Here is a 23,708-nt window from a genome sequence, read left to right as displayed (position 1 = left end):
CCAAAGTTTCGGCGGATTTCGGCGCGGCACGGGCTGAAGCCACCTAACCTTGGCGCCAGACGCAGCTGGGGGTGGACGGATGAGCACGCCGAACAAGACCGAATTTACGGCTGGGCTTGACCGGTTAGCTGAAGAGCTACGCCAACTGCGAGCGGGCCGTGGAAGCCCTACGCTCAGCGTGATCGTGGCCCGCGCTGCTGCTATGCCGGGTACAACCCCGCTGTCAGTCTCGGCCCTCAGCGAGGCATTCAACGGCAAGCGGCTCCAGCGGCTCGACACCTTTATGTCTGTGGTGCGCACGTTGCTCTCGTACGACGAGGACGGCAAGCACTTCCTCGTAGCACGCGGTGCTCCCGAGATGGAGGTGTGGCGTGCACGGTGGCGAGAGCTGGACCATATGCGGTTGCAGCGCAGCCGCTCAGGTGCGGGTATCGCGGAGCTCGCCCCAGTGCGGGCCGTAAGTCCGCTGGCGTTACGGGCGCTTGCGGACGACTTAGAGGGCGGATACCCCGTGGCTCTGACGCCTATCGAGGGCCCTGCCGATGAGTACGACGCATTGGCCTTCTCGCCCGATAAGCAGTACCTGGCCCTGGGCGGCTGCGACGGGGTCGTATACCTGCAGGATCCCATGGGGAATTCCATCACTAATCCCCTAGCCGGGCACCGAGACATCGTCCGTGACCTGACCTTCTCGTCCGACGGGCGGCTGCTTGCTTCGTCGGCCGACGATGGAACAGTGTGGCTGTGGGACGTGACCTTCCGCATCCCTGTGGGGGGAAGCTTGCCTGATAGTGAGGGAGTTCTCGACAGTCTGGCGTTTTCCTCCGACGGAAGCCTATTGGCGGCAGCGGGATACGTAGGGCGTGTGTACCTGTGGGACACCGCTACCCGCGAGATGATCAAGGTTCTGAATGTAGGGCAGACCCGGGTTGACGGGCTTGCGTTTTCACCCGATAATGCCCTGTTGGCCGTTGCTGGATACGATGGTGTAACACAGCTGTGGTCACCCACCGCATGGGAGGTGACCGGGCGCATAGCCGTTGGGAAATGCTGTGACATTGCGTTCGCGCCTGACGGTAAGCTGTTCGCCTCAGCGGGGAGCGATGGATCGGTGCGGTTGTGGGATCCACTTGCCTCGCGAGTGGGGAACTCCTTGCGTGAGTGTTCGTCTGCCGCGACAAAAGCTGTGAGCGCATTGGCCTTCTCGCCGGACGGTCGACTTTTGGCCGGCGCAGCCATGGACGGCACAGTGCGTCTGTGGAACCCGGCTGATGGCCGGCCGCTTCCCGGCTCTCTCGATGCCTCCTTCGGAGAGGCGTACGACGTTGCGTTTTCTCCGGACGGTGGTCTCCTTGCAGCGGTCGGTGACGACAACAGCGTCCGTGTTTGGATCACGCCTGTCCAATGTGCTGGCGGGTGGTAGTTGGAGCCTCAAAGCCGCCAAGGGCATCTCCCACTCGGATTGTCGTCACCGACGGTGGCTACTGCGGCACCGGCTTGGCACACCGCCGCGAACGCGGCCAGGCCGACCCCTGGCCTGGAAAGAGGAGCACAACGCCTCCCACCGCAAGGTCCGCGCCCGCGTGGATCACGCCTTCGCCCGCATGAAGACCTGGAAGATGCCCCCGCGATACAGGGGACGGGCGTCCGCCCCGGGCTGCTGCGCAGATGCGGCCCTCGGCCAGGTGTCGCTACACCCCGCCCTGAGCGGCACAGTCACGACCTCGGCAGGCGCGGCTCGACCAAGGTCGGCTCCAGCCGTGTCCTCCACCTTGGTGGGTGGTGAACCGGACGCTCTGCCGCAGGACGGGCTGCGAGGCGGGCGGATTTGCTCCGCCAACAGGGCGTTTGAAGGATCAGGTTTTGAGGCGGCTCACAATGACGCGCTGGCCCTTCAGTAGGGGCAGGTTGCGCACGTGGAAGGCGTGGGCGCCCGTGACGTTGCTTATCGCGTCCAGGATGTGCGGCATGGCTGCGAGGTAGGCGGCCGTGGAGTTCACGATGTACAGCAGGCCGTGCGCGTCTGGTTGGCGATGGCCGATCCAGTGGAGGCCGGTCTCTATGAGTGCGTCGCGCTCGTTCCGGTTCGACAGTTGGTTGCGGTCCTGCGTCATGATCGCGTCGAAGCCGCGGTCGCTGACTGCGTGGATGAGTTCTGTGTCCATCACCCCGGACAGCCCCTCGTCGTGGGCTGTGCGGAACTCATGATGGAAGAAGACGGTGCTCAGAGGTGGCAGGATGGCGGGCGTCTCGTTCTCGTCAAGGAAGAATTTCATGCAGCGCGACCGCCGATCTGCATGACCTCCTGGTGGAAGTCTGCTGCGTCCGCCGCTCCGGACACTTCGACGGTCGGGTAGAAGCGATGCACTTCGGCTGGCGCGACGCCTCCGGCGACCAACTTGGCGACAGCGTCGTATGGCACGCGTGTCCCTTGGATGGTCGGCCATCCTCCGAGCCGGTTCTCTTTGACCTCCAGGTGTGGCCGAGGGCGGCGGAAGTCTGCGACGGAACGTCCTTGCATGTTTTCGAAGGGCGCGAAGACGTTGGCCAAGCTATAGATCACCTCTTGACCGGGCCGACGGACAAGGTCGATGGCTCGTTCCTCCTCAACGAGGAAGACTGAGTCTCCTTCCGTCACGAGCTTGTAGGAAGCCGGATGCTCGGTCAGGTCCCACCTGCGCAGCTGATCCATAGCCTTTCGGATGCGCTGCAGGGGCAGTTTGCTGCGTAGATACACGAACGTGCGGAGTGCCACTACGTCGCGGAATGAGTAGCGGACCGGGTTGTCCTGCACCTCCGGTTCCAGCAAATGGGTACGTCGCCAGCTGTGCAACTGTGCGACCGAGGCGCCGCTGAGCGCCGCTGTGAGGTCCACGGGGAAGCTCATGATTCACCTCCTCCCGCGAGCTTCGCGACGACGATTGAACCGCCCTTCAGTGACGCGAGCATCCCACAGACTCACTCTGCCCCCCACGTGCAGCCCGAATGCCGGAATGGTAGTTGCTTGCGAGGCGTACGTCAGCGGGTACGACCAGGCCGGCTGCTCCTACAGCCGGAGGGTCCTCTCGGATGGGTGTCTGGGTGAGAACCCGGCCTGCCCGTCCAGTTTCCCTACCTGAAGGCGAGTGTGCGGAATTGGTTGCGGATATCGGTCAGCGGTGCGCGGTCGCGGGTGTAGTAGAGCTTGTTGGTCAGGAGCACCGCCCAGCGGCCCTCGGTGGGGGAGATCCACATGCCCGTTCCGGTGAAGCCGTAGTGCACCCAGACGTCCTCCTCGGCGGTGGTGCCGGGAGCGGGGTGCCAGAACAGGCCGCGAGCGGGCTGGAGCTGCCCGGTCTCGATGGTCAGGGACCTAGTGATCCACTCGATGCCGAAACCAGCCCGAAACCGCGACGCTGCGGGGGCGAGCATGTACTGGAGGAAGGTGGCGAGGTCGTCGAGGACGGTGAAGACGCCGGCGATACCGCAGACGCCGCCGAGGAGCCGGGCCGAGAAGTCGTGGGCGACTCCCTTGAGGTGGGTGTCGGTGTCCTGGTCGAGTTCGGTGGGCGCGCAGCGGGCGGCGAGGTCGGCGGGCAGGGGGCCGAAGCGGGTGGAGGTCATGCCCAGTGGGATCCAGGTGCGGGTGGTGGCCAGTTGGTCCAGGGGCTGTCCGGAGAGGTGTTCGGCGAGGTAGCCCAGGATGAGGGCGGCCCGGTCGGTGTACTCGACGGCCTCTCCGGGTGCCCGATGGAGTTGTTCGTGGAGGACGCCTCGACGGATTTCCTCGGGGTCGGTGCCGTAGAGATTTTTGAGTTGGGCTCGCAGCGGGACACCGGCGGTGTGCGTCAGCAACTGTTGGGTGGTGACGGTGCCGAGTGGGTGGCCGGCGACCTCGGGCCAGAACGTGCCGAGCGGCTGGTCGAGGTCGAGGCTTCCCTCCTCCCACAGGGCTCCGATGGAGGACCAGACGGCCAGGATCTTGGTGAGGCTGGCGGCGTCGAAGGCGGTGTCGGTGCGCATCGGCACGTCTGGCTCGTCGGGGTCGAGGACGCCGGTGGTGCCCTGGGCGAGGGTGCCGGTGGCGTCGCCGAGGGCCCACACGGCACCCGGATACACCTTGTCGCGGACTCCCTCGTCGAGCAGGGCTTCGATGCGGTCGCGGTCGTACGTCATGGTCTCCCTCTTCGCCGGGGTGTCCCGTCGGCCAGCGTAGTGACGTTCGCGGAGCGGTTCGGGTAGTGACGTGTCGGGTCGTCTGGCGGTCGGTTCAAGTGAGCTGCCGGCCGAGGTCGGTCAGCAATCGTGCGGTCGCCGAGAGGGGATAGCGTGCCGCGTTTGCATAGCCTGCCTGTCGCAGGGCTGTCAGCAGCCCGGGTGTCCTTCTCAGCCGGTCGAGGTCGCGCGCGAATGCGGCAGAGTGGGTGAAGTCGGTGGCCATGCCGGAAGCGGCGAGCGTTTCGCTGAGACCAGGGACGGGCTGGTACAGGACAGGTAGTCCGCATGCCTGGGCTTCCAGCGCGACCAGTCCCATGGCCTCCAGGGTTGTGGACGGCACGACCAGCACGTCGTGTTCGGTGAAGGCGTTCCACAGCTGAGGGCGGCGCAGCCATCCGAGGTAGCGGACTCGTACGCCTGCCCGTTGCAGCAGCGGGGCCAGTGCGTGGAACTGGGCTCTGGGCGCCGCAACGCTCAGCTCGACGCCGGGCACGGGAGCCAGACTCTTGATCAGGGCCTCGACGCCCTTTTCGACGGTCAGGCGACCTGCGTACAGAAGGCGAAGGTGGCTGGTGGATGTGCGCACAGGTCGAGCCGGCGGGTTCGTGAGCAGGTGGTCGGGGATGCCCCAGGGGATGTGGGTGATCTTTCGGCGTTCGATCTGCGGGGCGAGTTTGAAGAGGCGGTCGGCCATCGCCTTGGTGGGGACCACGATGGCGTCGGCGACCCTGGCTGTCTCGCGCAGCACCTGGAGCTGGTCTCGGTGGGTCTCGGCAAAGAGCAGGTCCGTGCCGTGGACGAGGGCGATCCGTGGGTGTGCGGGCAGAGCGCGGATGAGGGCTGGTGTAGCGCCGAACGCGAGGTGCTGCAAGTGGAGGACGTCGATCTGTGTGGGATCGACTGCGGCTGTGAGCGCTCTGCGCAGAGCGGTGACGTAGCGGCTGAAGGCCGTTCCTTCCAGGCATTTGCCTGCTACGGGGAGCACGTTGAGTCCGGCGGGTGGGCGGGGAGCGTGACCAGGTGGTGCGAGCATGAAGGCGCGGGCCGGGATGAGGGGTTCCTCGCCGGTGTAGAGGTCGAGGAAGAGCTCGACGCTGCCGCCGGGGCTTCCAACGGGGAGATCCAGGAAGGTGGCGGCCATCGGGCAGGCGGCCGAGCGAGCTTTCACCGCGCTCCTCCGTCGATCTCCTCGTAGAGGCGTGAGATGTCGATGCCTTCCGTGGAGGCGTACTTGGCAGGCTGCTGCTGGTAGCTGGCCGGGACGCCGAAGGTGGTGAGGAAGACGAGCTTGCCGAAGGTCATGCCGGGATACACGCGCACTGGTCGGGCGGCGCGGATCTCCAGCGTCCACCGGATCGCATGGCCCTGGTGTCCGAGCGGAGCCGACACGTGGACCCAGATGCCCAGGGAGCCGGTGGTGCGGTCGCCGTTCAGCAGTTGCGCGTACGTCTCCGAACCGGTGCGCTCCAGGGTGATGCCGAGGTAGAGCAGGCCAGGGCGCAGCACGAAGCCGGCGTCGGGGATGGACTGCTCGGTGCAGGCGGTGGGGGTTGCAGCATCGAGGTCGCCGTCGCAGACGCGGATGGTGGCGCCCAGCCGCCAGTCGTAAGCGTTGGGGGAGACGCGGCTGGGCTCGTACGGCTCGATGGTGATCTCGCCGGCCTGGACGGCGGCGGCGATGGCGGGACCGGTGAGGATCACGATGCCACCACCTGGAGCCGGGTGAGGTCTCGCCAGTAGGCGGAGGGCTGCGGTCCTGTGGCGGCCTGGTACTTGCCGCGGTAGAGGTCCACGGCACCGGTGGAGACGAAGAACATGATTTGCCCGATCTTCATGCCCGAGTACACGCGCAGCGGTCGGATCGGGGTGAGCATGAGCGTCCACTGGCCGTGGAAGCCGATGTCGCCGATGGGGGCGGTGATCTCGACGAACAGGCCGAGGCGGCCGACGGAGGAGCGGCCGAACAACAGTGGCACGAAGGTGTCGGAGCCGACCTCTTCGAGGGTGTGGCCGAGGTAGAGCTCGCCCGGCTGGAGGACGTGCCCGTTCGGGCCGATGGTGGTTTCGCGGGTGAGGTTGGGCCGGTGGGCGTCCAAGACGGGGCCTGTGTAGGTGATCAGGGTGGGGCCCAGACGCACGTTGTAGCTGTTGGGGTTGACCTGGTCGGCGGCGAACGGGGTGATGCGGAGGCGGCCGTCGTGAGCGGCAGCGGTGATCTCCGGGCCGGTGAGGATCATCACCTGCCTCCTTCCGCGGTGTCGGGAGCGGTGAGGACGTGTTGGACGGCCTGGTCCAGACGCAGGCCGGCCTCGTGCGTGCGCTCGCCGAGGTAGGTGTTGGCGAGGTAGTCGGTGGTCAGCACGGTGGTGACGGCGTCCGGCAATGGATCGGGAGCGGTGACGAGCGGGCCGGTCTGGGTGGTCAGATGTGATAGCCAGCCGGGGAGGTCGCTTTGTGCTGGATCCGGCACGTGGGCGTGCACTAGCTGGTTACCGAACGGCTCGATGGAGAGCAGGTCGCCCTGAGTGAGGTTGCCGCCGAGGAGTACGGCGCGTAGCGCCGTCTCGTTGAGGATGACCGCGTCTGCGCCGAGCCCCGTACGCAGGCGGGCGGTGAGGTCCAGGAGCAGGCTGCGCCGATCGAGGGCCTGGTGGCGGTAGGCCGGACTGATCGGGCCGAGGACGTCGGCCAGCTGCTGCTTGACGTCTTCGATGCGGGAGCGCAGATCCGTAAGCTCCGTCGGAATGACGCTCGGGGCCCGATCGGGGAAGGATGTGGTGCCCGCACCCCATCCCGTACCCACAGGCATGGCGATCGCATAGCCGCCGGCGAGTTCCTGGCCCTTGACGACCAGGGTGCCGTCGACTCGAACCGGCCCGTACTGATCGCTGTGGCAGTGCCCGGCGAAGACCACGTTGAGGAAGGGACAGGCCGCCGCGAGTTCCCGGTCCTCTTCGAAGCCGGAGTGGCTGAGCAGGACCCAGCTGTCCACCTCGTGGTGGTGGGCCAGAATCACCTTGCGCAGGGCCTGGAGGGGATCGGTGACGCAGTGGCCGGTTCGCTCGGCGGCCGGGATCGAGTGGAAGGCTTGCCGACCGATCACAGCGGTTACGCCGACGCGCCGTCCATCGATGTCGGCGATGTACAGGCGGCGGAACAGAGCGTCGCCGGTGTTGGCATCGACGGCGTTGGCGCAGACAGTGCGCCGGTGAAGGTCGGGTTCGAAGTGGTGGGGCCAGCCGTGGTTGCCAGGGGCCAGTACGTCGTACAGCCCGAGCAGGATCTCCCGCTCGATCGTGCCGCGAGCGAGGCGGTAATACCCGCTGCCTTCGAAGAAGTCGCCGCAGTCCACGATGAGCGAGGTCGGGCGCAGCGCGTGGAGGTGGGTTAGAAACGGTGCGGCGTTGCCGAAGGCGGAGTGGACGTCCGTCGTGGCAACGATCTGGCGCAAGTTCCGGCCGTCGGTGGTCATGGGGTGACCTCGCACATGTCGGCACCCAGGGCGCGCAGCTTGCCGGACAAGTCGGCGTGGCCGCGGCGCAGCTGGTCGAGGCCGCCGATGGTGGTGACGCCCCGGGCCGTGAGGCCGACGACCATGAGGGCGGACCCGGTGCGGATGTCGGTGGCTTCAACGCCCGCGCCCGTCAGCTGCTGGGGCCCGGTCAGGCGGCATTCGGTGGGGGAGATCTCCTCGATCCGGGCGCCCAGGCGGGTCAGCTGCGGCAGCAGGTTGCCGTGGCGGCCGGGATTGATGGCGTCGGCGAACAGATGCGTACCGGGCAGTCCGAGGGCGAGTGCCATGAGCGGTGGTTCGAAGTCGGCGTCCAAGCCGGCCGGGCTCAGGGAGGCGATGACCCGCAGGGGACGACCAGTGGGGACTGCCTCCTGGGCGCGGACGGTAAGGCCGTCCGGCTCCGCGTCCACGGGGATGCCGAGCTGATGAAGGGCAGCCATGAACGGGCCTACGTCCTTGCCCTGCACGCCATTGATACGGGCAGTACCGCGCGTCGCGGCGATCGCGCAGGCCAGTGTGGCTGCCTCGATCTTGTCTCCGGGCACCGTCCAGGCAATGGGGGCAGCTGGCGGCGAGGAGGGCGGTGAGAGAGCGAGCACATGCTCGCCGGCGCGCGTCTCCCAGCCCACCGAACTCAGGGCGTCGAGCACGCTCAGGACTTCGGGCGAGAGGTTGGGCTGGCCCAGCCGTAAGGGGCGGCCGGTTGTGAGGGCGCGCAGTGTCGCGGCCACGGTCGCACCGCGAGAGCGGAACGGCAGTGTGATGGAGACGGTGCCGGTGTGAGAGGTGAGTGCCTCGATGCCGTAACCGGAGCTGTTCTGCCGGCTGCGGTCGCCGAATGCCTCGTACACCTTGAAGTGCAGCTCCATCCCGCGCGCACCGATCCGGCAGCCGCCCGGCCAGGGCAGCCGTGCCTGGCCGTAACGCGCGAGCAGGGCGGGGACGAGGTAGTACGAGGCTCGGATGTAGGCTGCCTGCGCAAGATCGGGCAGCCCCCGAGATGCCTCCGTTGGCAGGACCACGTAAGTGGTCGGTTCGCCGGCGGACTGCGCGGCATGCCAGCCTGCCTGTTGCAGAAGAGTGAGCATGATCTGGACGTCGGTGCTGTCCGGGACGTTGCTCAGCCTGAGCGGGCGACCGAGGGCCGCCGCGGCGGCCAGGAGCGGGAGAGCGGCGTTCTTGGAGCCGTCGACGCTCACGGTGCCGGCGAGCGGCGGCCCAGGGCGTACGGCGATCACCTCGGCGGCCACGCTGGGGGCGTGGGTGGTCGTCATCATCAACTCCTCTGGAAGGGAAGGAAACAGGCGACTTCCTGGCTGGGTTTGCTGGTCAGGTCGATTTCGGCCCAGCAGCGCTTGCCGGTCTCGGTCGGTTCGCTGTGGTACCGGTCGGCGAGAGCGGCGACGAGGAACAGGCCCCGGCCGCCCTCGCTGTCCGCGTCGGGCAGAGCCGGCTGGGGCAGTGCCGGGCTCGTGTCGCAGACCTCGATCCGCAGGACGGCCTCGTCGAGACAGACCGCGAGCGAGACGGATCCGGTGGCGGCGTACTGGACCGCGTTGGTGACGAGCTCGCTGACCAGCAGTTCGGCTGTGTGCACCACCTCGGCGCCCAGTCCCGAGCCCCAGCCCGCTATCGCGTCCACGGCCTGGTGCCGGGCCTGGCTTGCTGCGGCGGGCGTCGCGGGTAGGGAAAGAGCGAGCTGGTGCGCTTCCATGAGCGGCCTCCCGATGTAGGTGGGGCCACACCAAGCAACCAGTCCGTCGCCGTGAATGGTGAGCCCTGACGCGGGCGCTGCATGACTTATGCAGGGGCTGCATCACGGCCAACTACGGCTGATCTATGCTCGATTGAGCAGGCAGGATCAGCGACGGCGGAAGGAGCCGTGGCAGATGGCCGACGCGCATGGGGAAGCGAGACGGATCGGAGACCGGATCCGTCGGGCGCGGGTGTTACAGCGGCGTTCACAGCACGACGTGGCCGCAGCGCTCGGGTATCACCAGTCCAAGGTGAGCCGTCTGGAGAGCGGTCGCGGCACGGAGGACATCCGCGTATTACGCGCCATCGCGCAGGAACTGAACATCCCGCCTCATGAGTTGGGCCTCGCCCCATCTCAGGACGTCTCCGCCGCCGATCAAGAAGCTGACGACATGCACCGCCGCACCTTCCTCGCCGCGAGCATCGCAGCGCTCGCGGCCCCGGCCGGCTCTTCGGCCTCGCACACCGCGCTCGTCCAGACCCTCCTGCCCGGTCCCGGCCCTGCGGGCACCGGTGGACCCCAGGACACGGCCGTCCTGTATGAACGCGTCGGATCAGCACTCAGGCTTTTCCACACCTGCCACTACACAGAGCTGGAGCGCACCCTCCCGAGCCTGATCGCCGACCTGCGACTGGCGGCCGGTGATGCGACGGACAGGGATACCGTGTCCCGGCTCCTGGCCACGGCGTACCAGACGGCGACGAGCCTGCTGCTCAAGCAGCACGACCAGGGCAACGCATGGCTCGCCGTCGGTCGGGCGATGGCAGAAGCCGAACGCTCAGGCGACCCGGTCGTTCTCGCCTCCAGCGTCCGTGTCCAGGCCCACGTCCTGGTCCGCGAGAAGCACGCCACAGAGGCCGTCACCCTGGTCCGGCACACCGCGGACCAGCTCACCGGCTCCTATGACCGGCGTTCACCGAAGTACCTCGCCGCCGTCGGACTGCTGCTCCTGCGCGGTGTGACCGCGGCCAGCAGTCGTGGTGATCGCGCGGCCACGAAGGAATTCCTCACCGAGGCGAAAGAAGTCTCGCGTTACGTCACTCTCGACCGGCCCGACGCCTGGGCCACCTTCAGCCCGACCAACGTCGCCCTGCACGAGTTGAGCGCCCTGGTGGCCTTCGGCGACGCCGGCCTCGCCCTTCAGGCGGCCAGGCCCCTCATGCGCCGGCACATCCCGGTCCCCGAACGCCGGGCCGCACTATGGGTCGAAGCGGCCCGCGCCTACAGCCAGCAGGGCCGCCTGGCCGACGGCTACCAAGCCCTGAGGATCGCCGAGACCTGCGCCGCCCAGGACATCCGCCGCCCCGACGTCCGCAACCTGGTCGCCGATATGGCCGCCCGCGACCGCCGACGTACCCTGCCGGAACTGCACCACTTCAGCCGCCAACTGGGAGTCCCCGCGTGACCGAACCGACTGCCCCGGACAAGAAGCCCTTCCTGTACGTCGTCGTGTGCGCGGCAGGCGTGGCCCGTGACGTCGGCAAGCTGATCACGGCCGCCCAGGAGGCGAACTGGGATGTGGGCGTCATCGCCACACCGCAGGGATTTGGCTTCATCGACGCTACGGCGATCGAGGCACAGACCGGCTACCCGATCCGCTCCGCCTGGCGTTCACCGGGAGACCCGCGCCCACTGCCCCCGGCGGACGCGATCGCCGTGGCTCCCGCCACCTTCAACACGATCAACAAGTGGGCCGCCGGGATCTCCGACACCCTCGCCCTGGGCATCCTGTGCGAGGCGTACGGCATGGGCATCCCGACCGTGGCACTGCCCTACCTGAACTCCGCCCAGGCCGCCCACCCCGCCTACCGGCAGAGCCTGGACCGGCTACGGGGGATGGGTGTCCTGATCGGTTCCTGCGAACCGCACCGGCCGAGGGCCGGCGGCGCTGCGGAGCGCTTCCGCTGGGAGGAAGCACTGGACTTGCTGGAGCCTCTGGTCAGCACCGCGGGGTGACTCCGTCCGTGACTTGGTAAGAGGGTGTATCCCCACGGCTGACGGCCTCAAGACGCGAGGCCGTCAGTGCCGGGATTACCGGTGTCGCGTGGGGGCCGCAGGCCCAGGCTGTGACGGGCTCGGTCGTGTCTGGCCGGAATGCGCCGGTCGTGGTGTCACCCACGTTCGGGCTTGGGTGGCTCGTGCTCGATCGCTGGGGGACTGCCGGGCAGCGAGGCGTTGGATGCGCCAGGTGAGGGTCCTGGAGGTGGAGCGGGCGTCGTCCAGGGTGCGCTGCCGTGCGGCGTGCTGGAGAAGCTGTTCGGGGTCGTGGCCGGTGGTCTCGGCTTCGGTCAGGGCGGCGGCCAGTGCGGGCCAGGCGGGGTCGTCGAGGACCTGCTGGGCGTGGTCGGGCAGGATCGCGATGATGCGCTGGGCGTGGCATTTCATGGTGCGGGCGGGTGGCTGGCGCTGGGCCAGGGCGGCCAGCGGCTCGGCAGCAGCCTGTTGGTAGGCGGCCTGGAGATGGACCAGGGCCTGGTGGGCGGCGGCGACCTGCTGGTCGTGCCGGCGGGCCTGGTGCCAGCGGGCTGTGGCGGTGACGACGAGGACGGCGATGTCGAGGAACATGGCCAGCCCGGAGCCGTCGCCGGTGACCGGTGCGGTGCGCAGGGCGCGGACTGCGCTCCGCAGGGCGCGGGCTTGGTCCTGCTGGGCGCGGATGCGGGAGCGGGTGGCGCGTTCGAAGACGATGGCGGCCTGCTGCAGGTGTGGCCGCAGGTGGCTGGGGGCGAGCAGCGGCAGGACGTCCATGGCCTCGCCGAAGGCCGCGATGTGGGCCTGGGCGGCTGCGTCGTCGCCGTGGTCGAGGTGGTGGCGGATGCGCTCGGTTGCGGCGGCGGCCTGGTGCCAGGGGTTGGGCCTGCGTCGGCAGCCCGGCTCGGTGGCGGGCGTGGCGCTGGTGGCGGTGAGGCGTTCCGCGATCTTGGGGAAGGACAGGTCGGGGGCGAGTTTGGCGCCGGAGAACCAGATCGGCTCGCCGACGGTGTTGGTGTCGCCTTCCACGGCGACCTTGTAGCCGCGCACGTCGCCGGAGGGGAAGTGCTGGACGTCGACGAGGATGCCCTCGACGCCGTCGAGCAGGTGGAGGAAGTCTTCGGGGCTGGTGGCGATGGAGACCAGTTGGCGGACGGTGGTGCGCAGGCGTTCGCGGGGGGTCTTGGTCTTGCCGGTGCGGCGGGCCTTCTCCGTCTCAGCGCGGGTGGGGCGCTGGGCGGCGGTGCGGTCGCCGCGCACCACCCGCTTCAGGCCGTATTCCTTCTCGATGGCCGCAAGTTCCTTGTCCGCGGTCAGGTAGTCGTTCCAGTGGCGGGCGATGCGCAGGTCGCCTCGGACCTTGGTGGCGGCGATGTGGATGTGGTCGTCGGCGTGGCGTACGGCGACCCACCGGCACCCATCGGGATCGCCTTGTGGCGCGATGCCGGTGGCCGCCACAATTCGGTGGGCGATATCGGCCCACTCCGCGTCGGTGAGGTGCCGGTCGCCGGGCGCCGCACGTACCGAGCAGTGCCACACGTGCCGCTCGGGCGCCCGGCCCAGTCGGCGGGCTTGCTTGACCCGCAGGTCGACGTCGGCCACGAGCCGCATCTTCGTGGCGTCGAAGTCGTCGGCGCGGCCGGGATCGGGAGCGAAGCCATCCCAGGAGGCGACCAGGTGCGGGTCGGTGTGGTCCTTGGCCTTCTTCGTGTCGAACAGATATCGGATCAGGCCGGCGGTGCTCTTGCCGCTGCCGATCTTGGCGATCACCGGGCAGCCTTCGCGGAGACGGCATGGTTCATGGTCTGCGCTATGTCGCCGATTGCGGTGCGGACGGCGCCCAGGGTGTGCTCGGTCTGGGCGAGGATAGAGGTGTCCGCAGGGTGCGGATTGCCTCCGGCGTTGAGGCGGTGGGCGATCTGGTTGACGTTGTTGCCGATGCGGGCGACCTGGGCCCGCAGGGCGTCGAGCTTGTCGAGGCAGTCGTCGAGCGGAGTGCGCTGCCCAGCCAGGCCCACGGTGAGATCGCCGTCGAGATAGGCCATGATGACGGCGCCGACGAGGTGGGCGCCGGCGATGCCCATCTTGCGGGCGCGGGCGAGGATCCGGGTCTTCTCGTCGACGCTGTAGCGGACGTCGACACGCTCTTTGCGCTGGACGCTCTCGCGGGTACGCCGGCGAGCGATACGACGCAGGGTGACTTCGTCGGCGAGCGCGGCGGGGGACTGCTCGGCCGCGTCGGCGGGCGTTTCCTCCTCGGGCACCCCCCGGAGCCCGAGGTCCTCCGCCACCCCCGGGGCGGAGGTGTCCGCGTGTGACCGGCCCTTGGACGGTCCAACGCCATACCTTGCTGCGCTGGTGGCGGTAGTGGTCATCTGCTGTGGCAGGCTTGGCACTTCGTGGTGCGGGTCGTGCATCGGGCGGTTCTCCGTGCGTTGTGGGAAAGAGGTCATGGCTCCAAGGCCGCTCGTCCCGCGGCGGGCTGTGCGGGGACGAGCGGGAGGAGTCGAGCGCGAGGGTGACGGACGTGCCTGCGGACTCAGTGGGCGCCGACGGGTTCCTTGTCGGGCTCGGGCTGCCGCCGGCGGGCGGCCTGGTCGAGTTCGGCCTGCAGGTGATCCTTGATCTGGGTCAGGCGGTCCTTGCCGATGCGGTACCCAGCGCCGCGGATGGCCGCCTCGATGTTGCGGCGTGAGGCGCGGCCCCCGCGTCCCAGTGGGGCGGTGCGGGCGATAGCGAGTAGCTCGTCGAAGGTGGCGTCGTGTTCGTGGCCGCCTTCTTTGGTGAGCGGCTTCGGGGCCTGCGGCACCTTGACTGCTGCCTCCGCTACGTCCGCGCGCTCGGCCACATCGGGCGAGCACCGCACCTTCTTCGGCAGGGAGGTCTCATCGGCCGAACGGGCAGGCGGCTCGGCACTGTGTCTGCCGTTGTGGCTGTGGCCGACCGTTTGGCTCGTTGTGGCGGCAGCCTCATGCGCGCGGGGTGTGGGATGGCGGCGGATGACGAGGTCGAGGTGGACCGCGCCGGCGAGCGCGAGAGGGGCGATGGCGGACAGGGCGCCGACGGTGATGTCGTCCAGGTGCAGTCCGGCGGCGCGTGCCTGCTGGTTGAGGCGGATGGCGTGCAGGGCGTTGGCCCAGATGCTCGTCACCGTGGCGAGCCCGACGAGTGCCCGGACGTACAGGCGTGAGCGCCAGGGTGCGGTGCGCAGGATGAGCAGGGCGGCGACGCCGATGGCGATGAACCCGTCGATCACCAGCGGGAAGGCGTATGTGAGGGCTCCGCGGACGTGGATGGCGACGGCCATCTGCCGCAGGGCGTCATAGGACAGGGCGAAGCCGATCGCGCCGACCAGGGCGACCCCGAGGCGGATCGCGGCAGTCAGCGCCGCCACGGGAGTTTGGGTGGTGCGTGAAGGCAAGCGTGGTACTCCAGGGAGAGACGGCTGCCATAGCCACAGGGCAGGGCTGCCGGTGGGGAGGGGGCAGACTCGTCACACCCGTCGCATGCCTGGTCAGGGCAGGTACGGGAGCCTGGCGTGATACGGGAGAACCCGTCACAGGCACCGGACCCGTCACGGGGCTGACCTGCGATGCGACGTGTGCGACGGGTGTTTACGGGAGTACAGCCGACTCGTGAGGGGTGGTCTCACCGCTGCCGTCGGGTGGCTGCTCCTCAGGGCAGTAGCGGGCCCAGGCGTCGGTGAACTGCGTGCGGGTGAATCCCCGAGCTTGCCGTCCCCCCTCGAAGCGGAGGACGGCTGCCTGGATGCCGAAGTCCTTCAGCAGGATCCCCAAGTAGCGCGCAGTCAGACCGGTGTTGCGGTACTCCACCCAAGGAGCCTCCTGGTCCTTGAGCAGTTCCTCCAGCAGGTCCCGCGTGCGCACCATGTCGGGATCGCCGTAGCACCCGAAGACGCGGCGGATGTCCTTCAGCAGGCGCGTCTTCACGTTGGACTCGTCGTCCTGGCCGACCTCGGCCGCGCACATCGCTGCGCACGCTGACCGTGCTCTCTCCGGTCAGGCGCTGCCTGCCAGTTCAGCGACGACCACCAGCGGCTCCCAGGTGTCCGCAGCCCGGTCCTGCACCGGCATCGGCGGCACCAGGTCGGCTGCGGTGTCCATCAGCGGGCGCAGCCAGGCGGTCAGCCGGTCACGCAGGGCGTGCAGGGCGGGGATGTCGCGGCGTGAACGGAACTGCTCCACTCGCTCACCCGGCTTGCGCCGCTGCATGCGGACCACCACGGCCCGGTCCATGACCGTGTCCGGCAGGTCCCCGATGCCGGCGAGCGCGGCCATGGCAAAGGTGGGGAACGCCTGCGGCTTGTGCTCGGGGCCGGAGATGCGCAGGGCGGGCCGGTTGCGCTGGTGGCCGGCGTTGAGCAGGCCGCGTAGCTCCTCGTTCTTCTCGGCGGCCTTGATGCTGCCGAAGATGGTGTCGGCCTCGTCAACCAGCAGGGTGGGCGGGTCGTCACCGATGGCGCGGAAGACGACCGCCGGGCTCGTGTTCACAGTGATCAACGGCTCCCGCACGGTCTCCGTGATCACATCCAGCAGGCGGGACTTGCCGCACCGCTTCGCCGGCCCGACCACCGCCAGACGCGGTGCGTGTTGCAGCGCAGGCTGGATGTGCGTGGCCGCCACCCACAGTGTGACGGCGGTCAGCGCCGCACTGCTGGGAAGGACCACGTACCGCGCGATGGCTTCCCGCAGTTCGTCCAGCAGCTGCGCGCCTTCGCCGGCCTGCCCTGGCTCGTCGTCCTCGGCGGCGGAGGCACCCAAGGCGGGGTCCTGGCCGGGGACGGCGACGGGCGGCCAGGCGGGTAGCGAGGATGCGGCGGGGGTGGTGGGAGACGTAGATTCGTCCACAGGCGTTCCTTCCCGGTGGGCCGGACGGGCAAGGCCCGGCCCACCGATTCGATCGTTCAAGGCGATGGGGCAGGGACTCTGTGGCTCTCGGCGGTGGCTCGCCGAGAGCCGTTTCGCTGTCCCGGCGGCTTCAGGCCGTGAGGTCGTACGCGGACTGGGCGTTCACCCAGGCGTCCACCTCGGGCCAGCGGTAGCGCAGGTGGCGACCGACCTTGTGCACGTTGGGGCCGATGCCCCGGTACTTCCACTGGTAGAGGGTCTTCACCGGCACCCCGAGAAAGGCCGCGACCTCCGCAGGGGTGGTGAGCGGGCCACGGGCAGCTGCAGCGGTTGCAGGGGCATTGGTGCTACGGGGAGAAGAGGTCGGCATGCGGCTCCTTTTCGGTCTTGGACAACGGCCTGGACTACACAGCCACACCTCACGGAGAGAAGTCCAGAGTTGGTTCTGAAACTCTGTACTACTTCTCTCAGCGTGGCTGGGGAGGCGAAAACAGTAAGGGTGGATGAGCGGTTGCCAAAATCGCTTCCACGGAACCCGAATTTTTTTACGGCGAAGCTATCGGTAGAGGTGTCGGAATCCGATACCTATGCAGGTCGGTGGTGTTGCGGAGTGCGTGGGTGTCATCCGATGCACCCGGTGCACTGTTCGGCTGATACCTGCTCGAATCGCCCATACTCAGAGCGCGATGGGAAGGTAGCACGACATTCCAGAAGGGACGGCCCGTGATGTGCCGGAATTCGATGAGAGGAACGCCACTCAGTCGTGGGGTGACTTCTGTAGAGTTTAAGAACCAACTCTTGCCATAGCGCCCGGCCGCAAGTTACAGCTAACTGTTATGGCAACCCGACCTGTCGAAATAGGCCCCGCCGGCCTCCACACCGCCCGCGCCATCGAGCACCTACGCCTCGTGCGCGGCCTGACCCAGCAGCAGCTCGCCGCTCGCTGCACCGCGCTGGGCCGACCGATGACCAACACCGCCCTCAGCCGCACCGAACGCGCGCGCCGTCGCTGCGACATCGACGACCTCGTCGTCATCGCCACCGCGCTGGGCATCCCCGCCGCGACCCTGCTCCTGCCGCTCCCGTCGGTGACCAGCGGCGACCGGGAGGGGTGCTAGTTGGCGCGGGTCTGGATCGAGGACCGCATAGGGCACGCGGCATACGCACGTGCCGCAGCTGATGCCAAGCGGGCGGGTCGTACGCCACCCGGACGCTACCGGGTCCGCTGGTACGACCCCGACGGCAAGCCGAAGATGAAGACCTTCGCCCGAAAGGTCGACGCCGAGGCGGAGCGGACGAGGATGGAGTCCCGTCTCAACGACGGCTCCTACCGCGATCCCGCAGCCGCACGCGTGAAATTCGCAGAGGTGGCGGAGTCCTGGCTGGCCGCGCAGATCCATCTCAAGCGTTCGACCCGGGGCCGCTATCGCGGAGTTCTCGACGTCCATGTGATCCCCAGATGGGGCACCACCCCGCTGGATCGCATCAACTTCGAGGACATCGCCGAGTGGCTCGCGGACCTGCTGTCCGGCGAGGCGACCGGCGGGAGGAAGCTCAGCCCCAGGTCGGTCCGCAAGGCGTACGTTGTCCTCAGCCGCGTTCTCGGCTACGCGGTGAAGGCCCGTCGTCTTGCGGTCAACCCGGCTGTCGGCGTGCCTCTGCCGAAGGCGGCGCCGGCCGACCACGTGTACCTCGACGACATGCAGGTCGACGCACTGGCCAACGCGTCGGGCGCCTACCGGGTGTTCATCCTCCTGCTGGCCTATACCGGTCTGCGCTGGGGTGAGGCGTCTGCGCTGACGGTGGGCCGCGTGGACCTAGCCTCCTGCCGGGCCCACATCGTCGAGGCGTACGCCGAGGACAATGGGAAGCTCTACCTCGACACCCCCAAGAACCATGAGCGCAGGTCAGTACCGATCCCGCGGTTCCTGGCAGAGGAGTTGAAGCCGCACGTTCAGGGGCGGGGAGATGAGGAGTTGCTCTTCACTGCCCCGCAGGGCGGACCGCTGAGGGCGCGGAACTTCCGTCAGCGGTTCTTCGCACCGGCGGTCGTGAAGGCCGGGCTGGGCCACCTCAAGGTCACCCCGCACAAGCTGCGGCACACGGCGGCCTCGCTCGCCATCGCCAGCGGCGCGGACGTCAACGTCGTGCAGACGATGCTCGGCCACAAGTCCGCGACGCTGACGCTCGACACGTACGGGCACCTCTTCCCTGACCGTCTCGACGAGGTGTCGAAGAAAATGCACAAGCGTCGCGCCAAGCAACTGGCCAAGGCGAAGGCCAAGCTGGAGAAGGCTGAGCGGAAGGCCCGCAAGGCCGCCGAGACCGTGGCCACCCTGGAGGTCGATGCCGCGTGATGTGTGCCTAACCTGTGCCGGAGCGCCGTAAGCGAAGGGCCACCCAGCCGTGCTGATGCGGTGGGGTGCCCCTCGCGTCTTTCTCGGGTCAGGTCAGTCGCGGCCGGCGGCCTTCCTCCCAGGCCCGGTCAATCGCAGCAGCGGCCGCATTCCCAGCCAGCCGCTCGATCTCCTCGGGTACCTCGCGCTCGTCGAGGACGAAGAGCCTTCCGCCGACGAGGTGAGTGGTCGCCTTCCAACCGAGACGTCGTCCCGCCTCCCTGGCAGCACGTCGGACGTCTTTCAGCTCGCCCATCTCCGCGAGATCGTCCGCGCCGAAGACCAGCTGCCCGTAGTAGCCCTGGTACTCCGGCTTCAAAGCGCCCTGCATCAGCGACTCAATCCGCTCAACCAGCTTCTCGTACCGGCGCCGGGCCAGCTCGTCCTTGTCGGGCATCCTGCACAGCTCCCCACCATCCGCGCGCACGGCATGTGTGCCATATGTGTGCTGCAAGCGCAGGGGCCTTCCCGTCCGCTGGACGGAAGGGCCCCTGACCTGGTGTTTCTCTGTGCCCCCGGCAGGATTCGAACCTGCGACACCCGCTTTAGGAGAGCGGTGCTCTATCCCCTGAGCTACGAAGGCGTGGGTGGGCGTCCTGGTGGGCGCTCGGTCCACAGGGTACCGGATCAGGACGGGGGGACGTGGGTGAAGCGGGATGTGGTGTGCAGGTCCCGCTGGATGTGGTCCGCCGTCGCGTGGAGGGCGGGGAGGAGATCGTGGACGCAGTCCCGCAGGGTGCGGCGTGCCGCGTGGGTGGAGACGTTCAGGGCGGCCACCGTCCGGCCCGTGCGGTCCCGTACCGGTACGGCGATGGACCGCAGGCCCGATTCCAGTTCCTCGTCGACCAGGGCGTAGCCCTGGGAGCGGACCTCGGCGAGCGTGGGGGACGGGGGAGCGGCGGTGTCCGCCAGGAGGACGCGGCCCAGGGAGGTCGCCGTGGCCGGCAGCCGTGTGCCCACGGTGATCCGTACGGTCAGGACCCGGCTCGTGCCCGCCCCGGCCGTGTACTGGATCTCCTTGCCGTCGCTCGTCAGCACCGCCAGTGCCGTCGGTTCCCGTACCGCGTCCGCCAGGGCCCGCAGGTGCGGTTCGGCCAGGCGGGCGAGTGTCGTCCGGGACAGGGGCGGGAAGCCGAGGTCCAGGACGCGCGGGGTGAGGGTGAAGGTGCGGTCGGGGCGTGCCGCCACCAGGCCCAGGTGCTCGTGGGTGAGCAGCGCCCGGCGTGCGGTGGCCCGGGACAGGCCGGTCGCGCGGGCCACCTCCGTCAGGGGCAGCGCCGAGCGGACCTCGCCGAACGCCGTCAGCACCGTCAGACCCCGGGCCAGCGACTCCACGAAGTCCCGGCCGAGTTCGTGCTTGGACGCCGTGGTCCAGGTCGCCAGGCCGGCCGGTGCCGGGCCTGGCTCGGGTGCGGGTGCGGTGCGCAGGTCCGTCTCCATCGCCTTCACCGCCGTACGCAGCCGGGGCAGCAGGCTGGTGCGCAGGTCCGCCGCGGAGTGCCGGCTGGTGTGGCTGACCACGCTCGCCACGCAGGCCACGCGGCCGGTGCCGGGATCCCGTACCGGTACGGACACCGCGACCAGGCCCGGCTCGATCAGCTGGTCGTCCACGGCCCAGCCGTCCCGGCGCGCCCGCTCCACCCGTTCCGTGAAGGAGTCCGTGAAGGGGTCCGTGGAGGAGTCGTGAGGTGAGCCGGGAGACGAGGCCGTGGAGGAGTGGTCGTCGGTGGGTCGTGCTCTGGGCGGTACCGCTGGGAAGGACGCGTCCTGTACGTCCTCGGCCCGGCGTTCCCGCCAGCGGGTCCAGTCCGGTTCCGTCCACTCGGTCGCGAACAGCGCGCCCGGCGCGGTGCGTTCGGCAGGCAGCAGGTCGCCGATGCGGAAGCTGACGGACAGCGCGCGGCGGCGGGTGGCCTGGTGGATGAAGCGGATGCCGTCGCGGTCGGCGACCGCGAGCGACACCGACTCGTCCAGCTCGTCGGCGAGGGCGTCGGCGCGCGCGTCGAGCAGCGCGGGCAGGCGCAGGGCGGCCAGGTAGGCGTTGCCCAGCTCCATCACGCGGGGGGTGAGGACGACGTCCCGGCCGTCGAGGCGGACGTAGCCCATGCGGCCGAGGGTTCCGGTGATCCGGTCCACCGTGGAGCGGGCGAGGCCGGTGGCCCGCTCCAGCGCGCTCGGGCTGAGCGTGCCGCCCGCTTCGGTGAGCCGCCGTAGCACCGCGACTCCGCGCACCAACGGCCCGACCGCCTCCCCCGGCGTCCCGGCCCCGGCACGGGCATCGGCATCCACTGCGGTCATGGCGGGCATCGTCTCTCCGGTACGGCATCCCATCGGGGCATCGGGGCACGCCTACGGTAAACCCCTGTCGGCCGGACCTGAGCAGGCCGCGCGCCGGCCCCGAGCACGCCGCGTGGCAGACCTGGGCAAGCCCCGAACCCGGTGAGTCCCGGCGGATGGCCCCGGGGCGGTGGGTCCACACCGCCCCGACCTCCGGCCCCCCAAACCTCACGCCCCCATCCCCGCCCCCGCCCCCCTCGTGATCCGCACCCGGTAGTTGCCCTCCTCGTCCGTTTTCAGGACCTGGACGGTGATGCCGTGGCGGGGGTCCTTGAAGGTCTCGCCGGGGGCGAAGGGCGCGTCGGAGAGTTCGGCGTGCACGTTGGGGCTGCGGGTGCAGCCGCCGCTCTGGCGGTGGCTGTCGTAGACGGTGACCGGGCCGCGGCCGGTGTCGACGCTGCCGTCGACCTTGTAGACGAGCAGTCCCGGGCGGCACACCGCCTCGTCGTTGCCGCCCTGCGCCCGGACCTCCAGCGCGTAGGTGCTGCCCGCGGTGACCGGCACCAGGACGAGCTTTCCGCCGCCCGGCCTGTACAGCGGGGACAGGGTGTACTCGGTGCTGCCCCGCGCCGCCGCGCAGCCGACCTGGCCGCCGTCCAGCCAGCCCAGCTTCCACTTGTGCCAGCCGAGCAGGTCGTTGTTGGCGCCCCAGTCCTCGCTCATGATGTCCCAGTGCCCGACCGCGCCCCCGCCCGCCTGGGTGTACAGGTCGGGCAGGCCGAAGGTGTGGCCGTTCTCGTGCGGCAGTACCCGGTAGCCGGTGCGGGAGTAGGAGCCGGAGCCGTCGTCCTGGCGGGAGTAGACGAAGGAGGCGTTGGAGATGCGGACGCCGTCGGCGACCGGGGCGTCGTCGTTCCCGGCGAAGGTCACGGACAGCACGGTGTCCAGGGCGGAGGGGCCGGCGTTCGGGGTGATGAGCACGTTCAGCAGGTCGTAGTCGCGGAAGTCCACCGTCGGGTCGGCGGCGGCCACGATGTCCTGGACCAGGTTCCGGTAGCCGGGGTCGAAGGGCGCGCCGCGCTCTATGCCGTACGCCTGGAAGGTCTTCGGCATGCGCAGCCAGGTGGTGACGGGGGTCTCGGGGCGGTAGTCGAGACGGCCGTACGACGCGGTGCGGAACCACTCCTGGGTCTGCGGGAAGAACTCGTGGAAGCGGTCCATCGCGCTGCCCGGTCCGGGCGCGTCGGGGAAGTCCACCATCAGGGTCAGGGCGCGGACGGTGCCGGTGGCGCGGGTGTAGCCGGACGGGGTGGGCAGGCCCTCGGTCATCTGCACGTCCAGACCGCCGCGGATCATGCAGGGTACGAGCGCGGAGTTGCGGGCCAGGTTGTCGGGCCCGGCGGCGAAGGTGGGCGCCGTGAGGTTCCCGGTCCCGGCCGAGGTGCTGACCGCGAGGGTCAGTGCGGTCACCATCGACAGGGCGGCAACCCGGCGCGGGCGTATGCGGCGGCGGGGGCGGGGCTGCGGCTGCGGCTGCATGCAGGGACCTTTCGCGCCACGGCAGCCACCGGTCTCCGGCTGCACCCTTGCGCTCACCCTGTGTCGGCAGGGCGGTGGGCGCGCGCTGGAGGAGACCGATCGTGGGAAAGCGGGGCCGCAGCGGGGTGAATCCCAGGGGGCGGTGATTGTGTCTCAGGTCACATCTCTTCTTTCGGTTGGCGGGAAATAACCGGGGATGCTTTCCCCGTTTAGCCCTGTGTCCGACCGAAACGGGGACCGGTTCCCCGGATCCCGCCCGGCGCGCGAACGCTCACCGTCGAGTGCTCGTCGCCGAATCGGCGCATCGACGAGTCGCCCGGTCGCCGTCGCCGAATCGCCGAGTCACCGGATGCGCCACCGTGCACCACGGCACACCACCGTGCGGCACCCCGACCGACCCGAGGAGTTCACCGTGACCGCCACGACCGCCCCCTCCGTGCGCAAGGCACCCCGGCCGCGCGCCGATGCCCTGCGCAACCGGGAGCGGATCGTCACCGCCGCCCGGGAGATGTTCGTCGAGCACGGTCCGGACGTGCCGCTGGACGAGATCGCCCGCCGGGCCGGCGTCGGCAATGCCACGGTGTACCGCAACTTCCCCGACCGTGACGCCCTCGTCCGTGAGGTCGTCTGCTCCGTCATGGACCGTACGGCCGAGGCGGCCGAGCTGGCCCTCGCGGAGACCGGGGACGCCTTCGCCGCCCTGGAGCGGTTCGTGCACACCGCCGCCGACGAGCGGATCAGTGCGCTGTGTCCCATGGTGTCCAGCACCTTCGACCAGCATCACCCCGACCTGGAGGCCTCCCGCGAGCGCGTGGAGCAACTGGTGGAGGAGGTCATGGGCCGGGCCAAGGTGGCCGGGCAGCTCCGGCCGGACGTCGGGGTCGGCGATCTGATGATCGTCGTGGCCCAGCTGAGCCGGCCCCCGGCCGGCACGGACTGCATGCGCGGCGACCGCTTCGTCCACCGCCATCTGCAACTGTTCCTCGACGGTCTGCGGGCACCCGCCCGCTCCGCCCTGCCGGGCCGGGCCGTCAGCATCAGGGAGCTGCGCGACTGCTGACCGACGACCGACCGATCAGTTCAGCTCCCGTACCCGGTCCACCTTCCGCGGCACGGCCGGTCCACCTTCCGTAGAACGGCCGGTCCCCCCTCTGTAGCACGGCGTCTTCATCTTTCCGCCGTACTCCGTT

The 23,708-nt window shown here is 69.2% G+C and carries 22 protein-coding genes, 1 tRNA gene and 2 pseudogenes; 7 read left to right on the top strand and 18 right to left on the bottom strand.

From position 1 onward, the window contains the following. Positions 1–79 precede the first annotated feature (79 nt). A complete protein-coding gene (locus IE273_RS07615) occupies positions 80–1,423 on the top strand; it encodes a WD40 repeat domain-containing protein (RefSeq protein WP_189814369.1) in 1,344 nt (447 codons plus the stop codon). A 41-nt stretch (positions 1,424–1,464) separates the two neighbouring features. Continuing rightward, positions 1,465–1,622 (top strand): annotated as a pseudogene (locus IE273_RS43365) (IS5/IS1182 family transposase); the annotation flags it as partial. A gap of 234 nt (positions 1,623–1,856) precedes the next feature. On the opposite strand, the gene IE273_RS07610 reads toward IE273_RS43365, so the two are convergent. The 9 genes from IE273_RS07610 to IE273_RS07570 form a co-directional block, all read right to left on the bottom strand. After that, a complete protein-coding gene (locus IE273_RS07610) occupies positions 1,857–2,276 on the bottom strand; it encodes a PIN-like domain-containing protein (RefSeq protein ID WP_189814368.1) in 420 nt (139 codons plus the stop codon). Continuing rightward, entirely contained in the window at positions 2,273–2,887 is a 615-nt protein-coding gene (locus tag IE273_RS07605) for a DUF433 domain-containing protein (RefSeq protein WP_189814367.1), read from the bottom strand. Before IE273_RS07605 ends, IE273_RS07610 begins: the two co-directional genes overlap by 4 nt. A 224-nt stretch (positions 2,888–3,111) precedes the next feature. Beyond that, positions 3,112–4,155, bottom strand: coding sequence for a serine hydrolase domain-containing protein (locus tag IE273_RS07600; RefSeq protein ID WP_189814366.1), 1,044 nt, complete (start codon positions 4,153–4,155; stop codon positions 3,112–3,114). 94 nt (positions 4,156–4,249) lie between these two features. Then, on the bottom strand, positions 4,250–5,338 hold the full coding sequence (locus IE273_RS07595; protein WP_189814627.1) for a glycosyltransferase family 4 protein: 1,089 nt from the start codon (positions 5,336–5,338) through the stop codon (positions 4,250–4,252). Positions 5,339–5,361: 23 nt separating this feature from the next. Then, positions 5,362–5,898 (bottom strand): dCTP deaminase, encoded by a 537-nt coding sequence (locus tag IE273_RS07590; RefSeq protein ID WP_189814365.1) that lies wholly within the window; start codon positions 5,896–5,898, stop codon positions 5,362–5,364. After that, on the bottom strand, positions 5,895–6,434 hold the full coding sequence (dcd, locus tag IE273_RS07585; protein ID WP_189814364.1) for a dCTP deaminase: 540 nt from the start codon (positions 6,432–6,434) through the stop codon (positions 5,895–5,897). Before dcd ends, IE273_RS07590 begins: the two co-directional genes overlap by 4 nt. Beyond that, positions 6,434–7,669, bottom strand: a complete 1,236-nt coding sequence (locus IE273_RS07580) for a bifunctional UDP-sugar hydrolase/5'-nucleotidase (protein ID WP_189814363.1) — start codon at positions 7,667–7,669, stop codon at positions 6,434–6,436. The genes dcd and IE273_RS07580 overlap by 1 nt, the downstream gene beginning before the upstream one ends. Next, positions 7,666–8,985, bottom strand: coding sequence for a carboxyvinyltransferase (locus tag IE273_RS07575; RefSeq protein WP_189814362.1), 1,320 nt, complete (start codon positions 8,983–8,985; stop codon positions 7,666–7,668). Before IE273_RS07575 ends, IE273_RS07580 begins: the two co-directional genes overlap by 4 nt. Positions 8,986–8,987: 2 nt before the next feature. Continuing rightward, positions 8,988–9,425, bottom strand: a complete 438-nt coding sequence (locus IE273_RS07570; protein ID WP_189814361.1) for an ATP-binding protein — start codon at positions 9,423–9,425, stop codon at positions 8,988–8,990. A gap of 175 nt (positions 9,426–9,600) precedes the next feature. Here IE273_RS07570 and IE273_RS07565 point away from each other — a divergent pair, with 175 nt between their 5' ends. Both IE273_RS07565 and IE273_RS07560 read left to right on the top strand, forming a co-directional pair. Then, entirely contained in the window at positions 9,601–10,872 is a 1,272-nt protein-coding gene (locus IE273_RS07565) for a helix-turn-helix domain-containing protein (RefSeq protein WP_189814360.1), read from the top strand. Next, positions 10,869–11,423 (top strand): flavoprotein, encoded by a 555-nt coding sequence (locus tag IE273_RS07560; RefSeq protein ID WP_189814359.1) that lies wholly within the window; start codon positions 10,869–10,871, stop codon positions 11,421–11,423. The genes IE273_RS07565 and IE273_RS07560 overlap by 4 nt, the downstream gene beginning before the upstream one ends. Positions 11,424–11,498: 75 nt before the next feature. Here IE273_RS07560 and IE273_RS07555 read toward each other — a convergent pair whose 3' ends face one another. The 5 genes and pseudogenes from IE273_RS07555 to IE273_RS07535 form a co-directional block, all read right to left on the bottom strand. After that, positions 11,499–13,208, bottom strand: a complete 1,710-nt coding sequence (locus IE273_RS07555) for a relaxase/mobilization nuclease domain-containing protein (RefSeq protein ID WP_189814358.1) — start codon at positions 13,206–13,208, stop codon at positions 11,499–11,501. Next, positions 13,205–13,855: a MobC family plasmid mobilization relaxosome protein gene (locus IE273_RS07550; protein WP_189814357.1), complete on the bottom strand. Its 651-nt coding sequence runs from the start codon at positions 13,853–13,855 to the stop codon at positions 13,205–13,207. The genes IE273_RS07555 and IE273_RS07550 overlap by 4 nt, the downstream gene beginning before the upstream one ends. A gap of 122 nt (positions 13,856–13,977) precedes the next feature. Further along, positions 13,978–14,832 (bottom strand): DUF2637 domain-containing protein, encoded by an 855-nt coding sequence (locus tag IE273_RS07545; RefSeq protein ID WP_189814356.1) that lies wholly within the window; start codon positions 14,830–14,832, stop codon positions 13,978–13,980. 220 nt (positions 14,833–15,052) lie between these two features. Beyond that, positions 15,053–16,306, bottom strand: a pseudogene (locus IE273_RS07540) (DUF3631 domain-containing protein). A 130-nt stretch (positions 16,307–16,436) separates the two neighbouring features. Continuing rightward, positions 16,437–16,676 carry a helix-turn-helix transcriptional regulator gene (locus tag IE273_RS07535; RefSeq protein ID WP_189814355.1) on the bottom strand — a complete coding sequence of 80 codons (240 nt, stop codon included), beginning with the start codon at positions 16,674–16,676 and terminating at the stop codon, positions 16,437–16,439. A 466-nt stretch (positions 16,677–17,142) separates the two neighbouring features. On the opposite strand from IE273_RS07535, the gene IE273_RS07530 reads away from it, so the two are divergent. After that, a complete protein-coding gene (locus IE273_RS07530) occupies positions 17,143–17,424 on the top strand; it encodes a helix-turn-helix domain-containing protein (RefSeq protein WP_028808341.1) in 282 nt (93 codons plus the stop codon). Continuing rightward, entirely contained in the window at positions 17,425–18,663 is a 1,239-nt protein-coding gene (locus IE273_RS07525) for a tyrosine-type recombinase/integrase (RefSeq protein ID WP_189814354.1), read from the top strand. An 88-nt stretch (positions 18,664–18,751) separates the two neighbouring features. Here IE273_RS07525 and IE273_RS07520 read toward each other — a convergent pair whose 3' ends face one another. The 4 genes from IE273_RS07520 to IE273_RS07505 all read right to left on the bottom strand — a co-directional run bounded on the left by IE273_RS07520 (position 18,752) and on the right by IE273_RS07505 (position 22,518). Then, positions 18,752–19,099 carry a hypothetical protein gene (locus tag IE273_RS07520; protein WP_189814353.1) on the bottom strand — a complete coding sequence of 116 codons (348 nt, stop codon included), beginning with the start codon at positions 19,097–19,099 and terminating at the stop codon, positions 18,752–18,754. Positions 19,100–19,212: 113 nt separating this feature from the next. Further along, positions 19,213–19,285: transfer RNA gene (locus tag IE273_RS07515), tRNA-Arg, on the bottom strand. Between the two features lie 44 nt (positions 19,286–19,329). Beyond that, positions 19,330–21,009, bottom strand: a complete 1,680-nt coding sequence (locus IE273_RS07510) for an IclR family transcriptional regulator domain-containing protein (RefSeq protein ID WP_189814352.1) — start codon at positions 21,007–21,009, stop codon at positions 19,330–19,332. Positions 21,010–21,207: 198 nt separating this feature from the next. Next, a complete protein-coding gene (locus IE273_RS07505; protein ID WP_189814351.1) occupies positions 21,208–22,518 on the bottom strand; it encodes a M6 family metalloprotease domain-containing protein in 1,311 nt (436 codons plus the stop codon). A 412-nt stretch (positions 22,519–22,930) separates the two neighbouring features. On the opposite strand from IE273_RS07505, the gene IE273_RS07500 reads away from it, so the two are divergent. Next, positions 22,931–23,578, top strand: a complete 648-nt coding sequence (locus tag IE273_RS07500) for a TetR/AcrR family transcriptional regulator (RefSeq protein WP_189814350.1) — start codon at positions 22,931–22,933, stop codon at positions 23,576–23,578. Positions 23,579–23,708: the final 130 nt, after the last annotated feature.

The sequence above is a fragment of the Streptomyces olivaceoviridis genome, from assembly GCF_014650115.1.
GTDB classification, from domain to species: Bacteria; Actinomycetota; Actinomycetes; order Streptomycetales; family Streptomycetaceae; genus Streptomyces; species Streptomyces olivaceoviridis.
Note: the sequence above shows the minus strand (reverse complement) of the source record. Positions and strands in the feature narration are given on the sequence as shown.